The organism is Paenibacillus sp. FSL H7-689 (assembly GCF_000517905.1).
Taxonomy (GTDB): Bacteria; Bacillota; Bacilli; order Paenibacillales; family Paenibacillaceae; genus Paenibacillus; species Paenibacillus amylolyticus.
This window is the reverse complement of record NZ_ASPU01000028.1, coordinates 66489-80568: the sequence shown is the minus strand read 5'-3', so window position 1 is coordinate 80568 and position 14080 is coordinate 66489. Positions and strand designations below refer to the sequence as shown.

Annotated in this window: 5 protein-coding genes; 3 read left to right on the top strand and 2 right to left on the bottom strand. The window is 43.1% G+C overall.

Annotation, left to right across the window (positions count from 1 at the left end; translation table 11 throughout):
* Nucleotides 1–53: 53 nt before the first annotated feature.
* From C170_RS19985 to C170_RS19975, 3 genes are all read left to right on the top strand, one after another.
* Complete coding sequence (locus C170_RS19985; protein WP_036613518.1) at nt 54–1292, top strand: aspartate aminotransferase family protein; 1239 nt, start codon at nt 54–56, stop codon at nt 1290–1292.
* Between the two features lie 275 nt (nt 1293–1567).
* Nucleotides 1568–2617 carry a zinc-dependent alcohol dehydrogenase gene (locus C170_RS19980; RefSeq protein WP_036613515.1) on the top strand — a complete coding sequence of 350 codons (1050 nt, stop codon included), beginning with the start codon at nt 1568–1570 and terminating at the stop codon, nt 2615–2617.
* Between the two features lie 71 nt (nt 2618–2688).
* Nucleotides 2689–3426 carry an HAD family hydrolase gene (locus tag C170_RS19975; protein ID WP_036613512.1) on the top strand — a complete coding sequence of 246 codons (738 nt, stop codon included), beginning with the start codon at nt 2689–2691 and terminating at the stop codon, nt 3424–3426.
* A 143-nt stretch (nt 3427–3569) separates the two neighbouring features.
* Here C170_RS19975 and C170_RS19970 read toward each other — a convergent pair whose 3' ends face one another.
* Nucleotides 3570–3752 carry a YjfB family protein gene (locus C170_RS19970; RefSeq protein WP_036613510.1) on the bottom strand — a complete coding sequence of 61 codons (183 nt, stop codon included), beginning with the start codon at nt 3750–3752 and terminating at the stop codon, nt 3570–3572.
* A 476-nt stretch (nt 3753–4228) separates the two neighbouring features.
* On the bottom strand, nt 4229–14050 hold the full coding sequence (locus tag C170_RS19965) for a non-ribosomal peptide synthetase (RefSeq protein WP_051447315.1): 9822 nt from the start codon (nt 14048–14050) through the stop codon (nt 4229–4231).
* Nucleotides 14051–14080 lie beyond the last annotated feature (30 nt).

Below are 14080 nucleotides of genomic sequence, written 5' to 3'. Positions count from 1 at the left end.
GGGATTGTTGAGCTTCGTTCGAGCTAGTACACCATTATATTGGAGGAAATCGTATGCAAACTTTAACCAACAACCGCTTCATAGCCGGAAAAGGGATTAAGTTGATTGACGATTCAGGTGTTGAATACCTGGACGGCGTGTCGGGAACATTCAATCTGTCACTGGGCTATAATCACCCACATGTAGTCAGCAAAATTCAGGAACAAGTCGGCAATCTGACGCATATGTCTTCCTCCTTCACTGAACCGTACGTAAATGAAGTACTTGATCACTTAATCGAATATGCTCCAAACGACATTAATGCCGGATGGATGCGGGATATCACTGGTTCAACTGCCAACGAATGTGCAACCAAAATTGCACAGAAGTATACCGAATCAACAGACATCATCAGCCTGTATCTATCCCATCATGGGCAGACCCAATTTGCCACCGGGATTTCGGGAAATGCCTTCCGGCGGAAACGGTTCCCCAATTCGGCTGTGGCTAACGCTGTCCATGTACCTGCCCCATACTGTTATCGCTGCCCATTCAAATCCTCAAATGGAGACTGCGGATATCAATGCGTTGAAGCTATATCAGATGCGATAGAATATGCAAGTTCTGGCTCAGTCGCCTGCATGATTATCGAACCTATTCTCGGAAATGGCGGCAATATCATCCCTCCTCCCGGATATTTCAAACGTCTGCGTAAACTGTGTGATGAGTACAATATTATTCTCATTGCTGACGAAGTGCAGACAGGCATCGGTCGTACCGGAACCATGTTTGCCAGCGAACTGTTTGATATCCAGCCTGATATGATTACCCTTGCAAAAGGTCTTGGCGGGATCGGCGTACCTGTTGCTGCGGTGTTAATGCAATCCCGGCTGAATGTGCTCGAAAAGCACGAACACTCCTTCACCTCAGGAAGCAATCTGATCTCCGTAACTGCTGCCAAATCCACCTTGGAAGTGGTATCCGAACCCGGATTTCTGGATGCCGTGAAACGCAAAGGTGAAATTCTGGGTGAATTGCTGCAAGAATTGGCAATGAAATACCCAAGTATCGGTGAAGCTCGTGGTGTCGGGTTAATGTGGGGGCTCGAGATTGTAGGTGACGGTAATGAACCGGATACGCTCAAAACCAATGCCATTGTTGACCGCGCTTTTACAGATGAACATCTGATCTTGAGAAGTTCAAGATATGGCTTCGGCAACGTTGTTAAGGTCCGGCCTTCCCTTACCACAACCGAAGACGAACTGGTTGAGATTGTGGAGCGGCTGGATTCGGTGCTTGCCAGCGTTAATTAAAACATTTCAATGCAACTGTTCGAAGTGGTCGTTTCGGTTACGAATCGTTCTTATGATCGCTGTTATCCACGGATTTTCTTGATTTCCCTTTCCCAAGGGAAAAATCCATTGATAGCATATGCTTCCGAAGCAGCTTTCTTTCAGAAAGCTTTGAGGCGAACGCTTCGCTTCTCCAGAATCGATTTCGTCCCCTTCACTACTTTCGTATCTTGAAAAAACTATTTTAAGATGAATCGCTATTTTTATATTTTATATTATTATAAGGAGGTTATATCATGCTTGCATTGGTATACAAATCGGCTTGGGATGTGGCGCTTGAGGAACGGCCTGTCCCGGAAATTACAAGAGATAATCAGGTGTTGGTTCGTATTCGGGCGACAGGTGTATGTGGTACCGATCTCGGTATTGTCAGCGGCAAATATCATGCAGTTCCTTCTGTCATTCTCGGTCATGAGTCTGCCGGGGAAGTCATTGATGTTGGCTCTGCGGTAACGACATTACAAGCGGGCGACCGTGTTGTGATCGACCCTACCTACTATTGCGGACAGTGTGACATGTGCAGAACAGGCAGACAAAATCATTGCACACATAAGTCTGTTACCGAGACAGGTGTGAGTGCTGACGGAACATTTACAGATTATTATGTGACCGAGGATCGTTTTTTGTACAAATTGAAGGAGCATGTGAGCTATGAAGAAGCAACTTTGACGGAACCACTCAGCTGTATGCTGACGGGGATTAATCAGATTCATCTACTGCCGAATTTCAGAACAATCATCCTCGGTGCAGGCCCGATCGGCATTCTGTACAGCTACGCGCTCGCTTCCAAAGGGGTTACCGGCTGTCTGGTTGACATCTCCGAAGAACGCTTAGCCATTGCTGGTTCCATTGCACCTGATCGTTGGGAAGTTCATTCATCCTTCGAAAATGCCATAGAATTACTGTCACCCGCAACCCAGCAGGTCGATATGATTGTGGATACAACGGGCGTTGTGGGCACACAAGTACTTTCCCAGCTCGCCAGCGGCGGTTACCTGATGCTGGTTGGTCTGAGAGATGGAAACACATCCTTCAATCCCAAAGAAGTTGTGGACCGCAGTCTGAAAATTATTGGTTCCATCGATTCTCTGGGAACATTTGCAACCGCACATTATATGATTGAACAAGGGATTATTCCGGCAAAAAAAATCATCACCCACTCCTTCCCGTTGGAGGATTACGAAGAAGCATTCCGCACACTTGGCTGTGATATCCAGGGACGCACACTTCAAGCCTCTTCACATGCCATTAAAGTTGTGCTGCAATCCAGCGGTTCCAGTTTCTGAAGTGGAACGTTAACCATGAATGGATTACATTAGAGATATATGTATACACAATCCTGGAGGAGGAATACAACATGGCAGCGAACAAAGAATCTAACGGACTGGGAGCCCCCAATGATGACATCATTCAAGCGGTCATTTTTGACATGGATGGTGTACTGATTGACAGCGAACCGATTTATTTCGAGATTGAGCGCAGCTCTTTTACCCATTTTGGAGCAAGGGTGACTGATGAAGAACATCATAACTATGTAGGAGTTACGCTGGAATCCATGTGGCAACAAGTATTGGACAAGCATCAACTGACAGCTACGCTGGAAGAAATATTTGCTTATCATCAGCATAATGTGATGCAAACGATGCTTGCCCATTCGAATCTGACGGCAATGCCTTCCGTGGAACGCTGGTTAAGCTGGCTGCATGAGCAACATATACCCATAGCCGTTGCTTCTTCCTCTCCACGTGCACTGATTGATTTGATCATGGACAAAACCGGACTTGGACAATACTTTGAGGTGCGAATGACAGGTGAGGAAGTTACAAACGGCAAGCCGGCACCAGATATTTTCCTGACCACAGCTGAAATGATTGGTGCATCTCCTTCGAATTGTCTAGTGATCGAGGACTCGCGCAATGGTGTTCAGGCCGCCAAAAGTGCAGGCATGCGCTGCATAGGATATCGTAATCCGGGATCAGGCAACCAGGACTTGTCCAAAGCCGATCTTCAGATTTCCAGTTACGATGAGTTATGGACATTGAAGGATACACTGCCCTTTGAAGGCAGATTTCCAAGTTTGTCAAAGTTTCGCTGAGAAGATCGTAATAAAAAGATCATAATTTTCGGAATGTATTTAGAAAAAAACAACCCAAACGGCTTCAATTCATTCGAATTGGAGCTGTTTGGGTTTTGCTTGCTGCAATGGGTATTACATGAGGACACATACTGTAATTTCAACTAAACCGAAAGATCGAGACTTCTACCCAGATTGGGATGAGGAGCAGGCATTGACTTCAACATTTCTGCCATCTGCTGGCCTTGCTGCTGTGCCATGTCTTTTGTAATCGACATCACTTGCAAGCTTGCCGACTGCACTACTGAAGCTTGGCTCATCGCCATTGATAATGCTGCAATATCCATGTTCTGCACTCCTTTCGCTTTCTGATTACATAGATGTACTTATTATATATCGGTCAGAAGGGAGGAATTGTTAAAAGGTCGATCAAAATGTATACGGAGGCTTCTTTCGTTTCAACGATCTGTTGAATGAACTTCCGCAGTTTCAACAGCTGATCTGCCTCGCTTGTGACATCACAATGTTGATCCGACCACGTAAGAGACTTCATTTCTCCATCTACAGTAATTTTCCAGCTATCATCATTAACGGAGCATAAAAAGGGGCGTCCCATAAGTCATGAGCATGACTGAGGACATCCCTTATTAAAGTTATTTTATTCTAATGAACCTGGCACACGCTATTCGCTCTGATTTGCACAGGTCTGTGGTGTAACGAATCACAGAGACGTTATTTCGTCGATTGGGTCGAATTTTCGGTTCTGACACCCTGATATGATGAAATAACGTTACTGAGGTTCGTTTAAGTTTGCCATTCACGTCTAATAACTGTTCGACGTACTCAACGCAAGTTCGTTTATTTTAACTTCCGGGTTACTTACCACCTGTTGAATCATGGAAATAAAGTGTTTTTGAATCTGTTCTACGGTAGATGGGTCATACACATTGGCATTGTACATCAATATGATCTTCATATTTTCATGGGGTTTGACGATCAAAGTAAAATCAAAACTATTGTGTTCTGTACCCCCAACATTCATAATCTCAAGCGGTATTTCACCTTTCTGACCCAGACTCTCCATTCGGTTCTCTACCGGGAAGTTCTGATATACAACAACATGGTTAATCAGAGATTGTTTTTGCTTGGTCAGATTTTGAATATCATATAACGAATACGTATCATATGCATGTGACTCCACAGCTTGTGCCTGATTCCTTTTCATTAGAGATATAAATGACTCATAGGCCTGAGCCTGGATCCGAACAGGAATCGCATTAATAAATAATCCAATCATGCTTTCGATCCCAGGAATGACAGGTGGTCTGCCCGATACCACACTTCCGAATACAACATCGTTGCTTTCATTGTATTGCTGCAACAATACACCCCAGACCGTCTGCACTAACGTATGAAGAGTAACATGCTGCTGTTCCGCAATCTGTTTCATTTGCTCGATTAGTACATCATCCAAATAACAGTTTAACGTTCTGGAATCCTGTCTTTCATGTTTCGGTTTGATTTTTTCTCCAGGCAATTTCGTTTGTCCCTCATAACCCTCTAGGTAATGACTCCAATACGTTATTGCACCTTGATGATCTTGCTGTTCCAACCATTCAATGAATTGACTATAAGGTGTTAATAGAGTCACTTGAGGCTTTCTATTTTCCCGAATCGCAAAATAATTCTCAAATATCTCTTTGCTTACCAGAGACATACACCAGCCGTCCATCAAAATATGGTGAAAACTCCATATGACGCGGTATTCCTCATGGTTTGTTCGTAAAACAGACATACGTATTAGCGAATCTCGTTGTAAGTCAAATCCTCTTGCCTTGTCCTGCTCGATATACTCGTCAACATACGTTTTACGTTGCAGCTCACTTGTGCCAGCTACAACTTCATAGTTAAATTCAAATTTCTTCTCTTGATACACAATTTGAAGAGGGATGTCCACGAAATCACTGTAAAAATTAGTTCTTAATATCGCATGCCTTTGCATTAATTGATCCAAACTTTGCGCAAAAGAGGTAACATCCAAATCTCCATGCATATCAAACATGATTTGTACAAAGTAAGCGCCAGAAATTGGATTCCGTTCACTTTCGTACAGCATTTCCTTCTGTAATGGTGTAAGTGGGTACACATTTTCGATTCGACCGATGTGCCCAGTTTGTTCCACGATTTGATCCAATTGATCAATGGTTAATGACTTGCATGAAATATCACTTGGCGTCAGCTCGGTTTGTTCCTTCGTTACACAATGTTCAACGACTCTATTAAGACCTTCCTTATAGAGAAAAGCCAATTGCTCCATCGTTTCCCGGCGATATTGTTTTGAACTATAGTTAATGGACAGCGACAACCGACCCTCTGTAACGATGCCATTGATATTCAGCACAAAAGGTCTCTTGTTGTTTTCACTTACGGATGGCCCGCTGGAAAAAGGCGAGAATTTAATGCCATCTTGGCCCGAATCCTGATTCACCTGTCCCATATAGTTGAAACTAATTTCGGGATTTTTCGCTAACTTGAATCCTTCATTTCCATGTGACAAATACCTCGAAATCCCGTAACCAATGCCCTTGGTTGGAATCTGGCGCAGTCCTTCCTTGACGGCCTTAATCTTCCTTGATAAGTCAGCCCCGGACTCCATCGTAATCATAACGGGGTACATGCTCGTAAACCATCCCACTGTACGCGTAATGTCCAGCTCTGGCAGGATGTCTTCTCTACCATGCCCTTCCAGATTTACGAGGATTTCTCCCATGCCTGTCCAATCATGAACAGCCATTCCTAATGCGGTTAGCAATATATCATTAATTTCCGTATGGTACGCATGATGTGTTTGCTTTAATAATTGCTCGGTTTCCGCAGCTGTCCAATGAATGGTGATCGTTTCACTATCTTTGCCAATCGTCTCATCACAATCCATATCTTTTGGCAGCGGGCTTAGCTGGGCCTGCTCCACACGACTCCAGTATGGATTCTCTTGCTTCATCGCCGGGCTGTCTGCAAACGTAGACAATTGTTCTGCCCATTGTTTAAACGAGGTCGTTTTTTGAGGAAGCCGGATTTCTTCGCCTCTTAAGAACTGGTCTTGCCCTGTCTGAATATCTTCATATAAAATACGCCATGAAACCCCGTCTACCAACAAATGATGAATGGCAATAAGCAGGTGATCCCCTTCAGCACATTGGAACAACCCAAGTTTGATCAAAGGTCCGTGAGACAGATCCATACCACTCTGAATTTCTTTTGCTTTATTTTCAATGAACGATGCTGGATCTGCTTCAGTTTTGAGGTCAACGATTTCAAGGCTGTATAATCCATCTTCGTCTGCCCCTCGATTCCACGCTTCATATCCGCCCTCAGGCGCTTGTCGATAAAGGATGCGGAGAGCATCATGCTGTTTCACGATCTTATCCATGATGCTGTGAATGAAGGGGACATCAAACCCTTTTTCACGAAAGAACATCATTTCCTGATTGTAATGATGTGCGTCCACCATATTTTGATCAAAGAACCAGCGCTGAACAGGTGTCAGCATCACTTGTCCCGTAACTTCCCCTTGGTCAGAAATAGTGCTCACGGATGTAACGTGTTCACTCAACTCCGCTACTGTCGGATAGGTGAAGAAATGCTTCATTTCCACTTTATACCCTGCTTGAAGCAGTCGTGAGGAAACTTGAATACATTTAATCGAATCGCCCCCGAGTTCAAAGAAATGATCTGATGTGCTAACCTTTTGAACACCAAGCACAGCTTCCCAGGCAGCGACGATCGCTTGTTCTACAGCGTTCTGCGGCGCCATATACTCGGTCCCTTTTTGCATATGTTCTTGTGGAGATGGTAATGCCTTACGGTCAACCTTCCCATTGGAAGTTAACGGTATATGCTCTAATTGAACAAAATAAGACGGGATCATATAATCCGGAATTTCATGAGATAATGCCATTCTGATTTTCTTCGCTGTCAGTGAGCTGTCGCCTTTCCAATACGCACACAACTGCTTCGAACCATCCTCATGCTCACGGGCAATAACGACCGCTTCCTGAATGGAGTCTATTTGCAAAAGCGCAGTTTCCACTTCGCCCAGCTCAATTCGGTAACCTCGAATTTTCACTTGATGATCGATTCGTCCCAGATATTCAATATTTCCATCCGGCAGCCATCTTGCGGCATCTCCTGTGCGATACATTTTCCCTTTTGTAATCCAGGGATGATCAACAAATTTCTCTGCGGTTAAATCAGGCCGGTTCAGATAACCTCTGGCAAGGCCCTCACCTGCTACAACTAATTCTCCCTGAACACCGATCGGTTGAATGCGCTGGTGTTTATCCAAAATATAGGTCTGCAACGTTGGGATTGGTTTGCCAATATTGCTCTTTCCAGCATGTATTTCAATGTCGGTTATTTCCTTATACGTTACATGAACCGTTGTTTCGGTTATCCCATACATATTAATTAACTGGATAAATGGATATTTCAGCTGCCATTCCTTCAATAACACGGGATTGAGGGCTTCTCCTCCAAAAATCACTTTTCTTAATTTCAGATCTGTTGCATGACCTGCCAGTTCTTCCTGAAGAAGATGATAGAAATACGTTGGCGTTTGATTTAAAATCGTCACTTGCTCGTTTTTTAACAATTGTAGAAATTGTTCCGGACTTTTTGCCGTCATTTGAGGTACGATAACCAGTTTTCCGCCATAGAGCAATGCCCCGTACATTTCCCATACCGAAAAATCAAAACAAAAGGAATGGAATAATGTCCATGTATCTGATGCATTAAAATCAAACAAATTTTTACTATTGAACAACAATCGCACCACATTTTTATGTTCAATACATGTCCCTTTTGGTTTACCGGTCGTTCCTGAGGTATAAATTACATATGCCAGGCCTGTTGGTGCAGCAGTAACTCCCAAATCGGAATGATCTTCATGATAGGACTCAGGTAGATCCAGGCAAACGACCTCTCCTGCAAAAGAGATGCGTTCTTGCAAATGACTTTGCATTAATAATACATGTACACCCGAATCCTCAAGCATGTAGTTTATACGATCCTCCGGATATTCAGGATCAATCGGCAGGTATGCGCCACCCGCTTTCAAAATCGCTAGGATTCCTACAACCATGTCTAGCGAACGATCAGCGATGATCCCGATTAACTGATCATTTTGAATGCCTTTAGCCTTCAACGTTCTTGCCAATTGGTTGGCTTTCTCGTTCAGCCCTTGATAGGTCAAATGTTGATCCTCAAATACAACCGCAACGTGTTCAGGAGTTCTTGCCACTTGTTCCTCAAACAGTCCATGAATCGTCTTGTCCTTTGGATAATCAGCCATGGAATCATTAAACTGTTCCAAAATTTGTGTTTTCTCCTGTGTTGTAGTCAAGTCAATGTCATGGATAGGGATAAGCGGATTGTTGGCCACTTGCTCCAACATCTGAATCAAGTGACCTTGAATGCGTTCTACGCTTGCCCGGTCATAGACGTTAGCATTGTAATAGAACATACATTTCATGGATTGGCCTGGTTTAATAATCAGGTTAAAGTCATAGTTCGTTTGTTCATCTGCTTCTACATTCGTAATCCGAAGAGCTGTCTCCTCCTGATCCCCAAACTGTTCCATAATGCCCTGTACAGGATAATTTTCGAATATCAGGATATGATCAATCAAATTTTGCTTTTGCGATGTTTCCGCTTGAATCTCGTATAACGGATACGTGTCATGTGGATGCGAAGCGACAGCATGTTCCTGATTCCGCTTCATAATCGCTGCAAATGTCTCATTACCTTGAGTCTGAACGCGTACAGGAATGGTATTGATGAATAAACCAATGATTCGCTCAACTCCAACAATCGCCGCAGGTCTGCCCGACACCACGCTTCCGAATACAACATCCTCACTGCCGTTATATATCTGTAGCAACATTCCCCAGGCTGTCTGCATGAACGTGTTCAGCGTCACCTGATTCTGACTGGCCACTTGTGCGAGCTGTCCGGTTAATTCCTGACTAAGTGTACAAATCATATGCTCTGAATGATATTCATCACTCTTCGTAATTGAATGTTCTTTTGGCAAAGTGGTCTGCTCATCATAACCTTGCAGATAGTCACGCCAGTATTTCAGGGATTCTTCATGATCTTGGTTGTCCAGCCATTCAATATAGTGTTTGTATGGAATCGTACTCTTTGCCTCCAGTTTTCGTTGTTCCTGAATAGCAAAGTATCCATCAAACAACTCCTGGATTACAAGAGACAGGCACCAGCCATCCATCAAAATATGATGATAATTCCAAATGAAACGATAGGTTTGGTCATGCGTTTGCAAGATCGAAATACGCATTAACACATCCTGAGACAGGTCGAAACCTTTTATTTTATCTGCTCTTGTATATTCTGCCACGTATGCTTCACGATCTTTTTCATTCATCTCACGCAAATCTTCGTATGTTAGCCCATTCCGTTTATGACGGTATACCACTTGCAGAGGTCCATTATTCCATTTGCTATGAAAATTTGTTCTGAGAATCGAATTACGCTGCATCAACTGATCCAGACTCTTCGTAAATGCTTCCACGTCTAACGGACCATGAAGATCCAGCGTAGTTTGAAGGAAATACGCTTCCGATTTTGAATGAAGCAAATGATGAAAGAACATTCCATTTTGCATCGGTGATAAAGCATATATATCTTCGATTTCACCAATGTGTTCCGATTCTTGAACAAATCCTTCTAATTCTTCAATCGTAATTCCTTTTAACGTTAGATCACTTGGTGTACATTCCGGCTTCTCTTTTGTCACACAGTGCATCACGATTTCTTGCAGATGATCTCTAAAATATGTTGCCACTCGCTCCATCGTTTCTTTTTGATATTGGGTGCGACTATACCGAAGGGACAACGTCAATTTGCCTTCCACAATTAAGGCATTCATGTCGATAAGAACATTTCTTCTGTGATTGTCGCTTGCTGTTGCTCCGCCTGGACAGGGAGAGATCTGCATCCCGCTATTCTGAAGATCCTGATCAAATTGTCCCAAATAGTTAAAACTAATTTCAGGATTCAAGGTAAAGGGCGTTTCTTGCTGATGTGCACTTAAATATCGTAAAATACCATAACCAATCCCTTTTTTAGGGATTTGACGAATCATTTCTTTGTTTGTTTTGATGAGAAGAGACATATTTGAACTTGCTTCCATATCAAGTACAACCGGATACTGGCTCGTAAACCATCCGATCGTTCGTGTAATATCGAGATCCGGTAAAATTTGTTCTCTTCCATGTCCCTCCAGATTGACCAGCACTTTATCCATGCCCGTCCATTGGTGAATAGACATGCCTAATGCATGGAGCAGCAAATCGCTAATCTCCGTTTTATAAGCACGATTCGCTTGTTTTAATAATTGCTCCGTTTCTGCCGCTGACCATTCCATCGTGATTTCTTCGCTGTCTTTTTCCAGTGCATGATCCGCTTCGAAATCTGTAGGTAACGGCTTATAGCTTGCTTGTTCAATTTCATTCCAATATGCAATCTCTTGCGTTATCGCATCACTGTTCGCATACAACTGGAGCTGTTCTGCCCATAATTGGAATGAAGCCGTTTTTTGCGGTAGTTGAATCGATTCTCCCTCACTTAATTGTTCATATCCTCTCGATAGGTCTTCAATCAAAATTCGCCATGAAACCCCGTCGATGACGAGGTGATGAATAACGATGAGTAAATGATCTCCGTCTGCACATTGAAATACGCCCAGCTTCATCAAGGGTCCACGTTCCAACGTAAACGCACTTTGCATTTCATTTGCCTTCTTCTCGATTTCTTGAGACGGATCTGCTAATGACTTGAAGTCCATCACTTCAATTGTATATAAGGATTCCCTTGCCAACCCTTCATTCCACGCTTCATAACCCTGTTCTGTAAGACGATATACTGTACGAAGTGCATCATGATGCTCACTCAATTTATCGAATACACGGCGAAGTGTGACTTCATGAAAACCTTCTTTCCGATACAACATCACGGACTGATTATAATGATGGGCGTCTACCTTGTATTGCTCAAAAAACCAATGCTGGATTGGAGTCAGCATCACTTTTCCAGTGATGCTTCCCTGTTCTGACATGGTACATATGGGTTGAACATAGGGAATCAAGCTTGCTATGGTTGGATTTTTAAACAGATGCTCCATCTGCACCTGGTAACCTGCTTGATATAACCTCGAAGAAACTTGAATGGATTTAATCGAATCTCCTCCAAGCTCGAAGAAATTATCCAAAATCCCAATGTTCTCTACCCCAAGTACCTCTTCCCAGATCGATACAAGTTGTTGTTCCACCATCGTTCGGGGTGCTTCGTACTCCATGCCCTTCAACATATGTTCTTGGGGAGCAGGCAAAGCTTTGCGATCGATTTTCCCGTTAGACGTGAGCGGCATCTGATCCAGCTGTACAAAATAGGACGGAATCATGTAGTTTGGCAGTTGCTGGGACAGCGCCTCCCGCAGTTCCCCGATCGTGATTGCATCCTCTCCTACCAGGTACGCACATAATTGTTTGGTTCCCGTTTCATCTTCTCTGGCTATGACGATGGCCTCTTTTATCTGGGTACTATTTAGAAGAGCCGTCTCCACTTCACCAAGTTCAATCCGATGTCCACGAATTTTCTCTTGATGATCCACCCTTCCTATATACTCTATGTTCCCATCGGGCAGCCATCTTGCGAAGTCACCTGTCTTGTACATTTTTGCTTCCGAAACAAATGGATCATCCACGAATTTCTCCGCAGTCAGATCTGGACGGTTCAAGTAACCTCTGGATAGCCCTGCTCCGGCTACACATAACTCTCCCTGAACTCCAATAGGCTGCAATTCATTCCGTTCTCCTAAAATGTAGACTCTATTGTTCGCAATAGGCTTCCCAATTGAGATATTTTGATCTGCCGACTTGATCGACAGAACTGTGGATACAACACTATTTTCGGTTGGACCGTATTCATTACACACTTCGATGCGTGGATTGATGCGCTGCAATTTGTGTATTAAGGCAGGAACAATCTTCTCTCCCGCAGCCACCACATTTTTCATGGATGCCCAATCTTCCGCGCTTACTTGTTCCAATAGCGTCATCAAGAAACTGGGTGGACTTTGGATGTGCGTGATTTGCTGTTTTTTGACCATCGTATTGATGGCTATAGCATCTTTACACTGTTGCTGGTTTAACAAATACACTGTCGAGCCAGATATCATCGGACCAAAGAAATGAGTAATAAATGAATCAAAAACGAAAGGATTCAGCATTAATACCCGATCATCTCCGGTAAAATGATAAAAATCCGATTTCCATTGCAGGGAATTCACAATGCTGGCATGTTCAATCATTACGCCTTTGGGATGACCTGTTGTTCCAGACGTGTAGATCATATATGCCAAATCACTGGAGATCGCTCCATCGTCCAAATTTAAATGATCCTCATAGTGATTTATTTCAGAATCCAGAATGACACATGTCCCTGCAAAATGTTCAGGCTTCTGTATATGACTTTGATGCAGCAACCAAGCCACTTTTGAATCCTCAAGGATATAGTGAATACGGTCTGCCGGATATTCCGGATCGATTGGGACATATGCCCCGCCAGCTTTTAGAATACCGAATAAACCTATGATCATCTCAAGTGAGCGCTCTGCCATAATGCCAACGAACTGACCCGCCTGTACCCCCTTAGCTTGAAGCAATCGGGCCAATTGGTTGGATTTTTGATTTAACTCTCTGTACGTTAACTGTCTATTCTCAAATACGACTGCCGGATGGTCCGGTGTTCGTTCCACCTGTTCTTCAAATAATTGATGCATCGTTTTGTTCTGTGGATACCCCACCCTTGTATCGTTAAAGTCATATAACAGCTTGTTTCGATAAAACTCTGATAACATATCAACTTGACTTAACTCCAGATCAGGTTGGTTTAGAACTACGGAAAACAATTGGTCAAGATGCTCTACAATTTGTACCATATAATCGCGATCATAACGATCATCATCATAAACTAATCTTAACTGAATGAAGTCGTTCTCGAGATCAAAGTGGAACATTGTCGCCGCTTTTACGTTATTTTCATCAAGGGCAGGATGAATTTCATTTAACGAAACCAAGGTATGAATTAGAGGTACATGGTTCGAATCATACTGAACATTTAAACGTTCAACCATTTTTCTGAAAGGGATTCGTTGATGCTGAATGGCTTCGGTTAAACTGGTCTTCACTTGATTAAATACGGACTTGAATGACATCGCTTGATTGATATTATTTTTTAAGACAAGAACCTTATTCGAGAGCGATAGATCAGTGTTCTTTTCTTCCATCGTTGGTATACCAATAATCATCTTGGTTTCATTCGTGTATTTATATAACAGACACTGAACTCCCGTTAATAAGATCGTATATATCGCCATAGGAGCATTTCGCGACATGGACTTGATTTTATATGAAACATCGGCTGACAAAGACTTATATATATCATTCTGGTGCTGCGTATCGTCTGGGTGTTTGGAGGTTGTCTTGCAATAAGGCAAATGAACAAGATGATCATCATCTTCAAATCGGCTTGCCCAATACGATTCCTGTTTCTTAAAAATAGACATACGGCACCCCGATCACATTTATATTTTTAG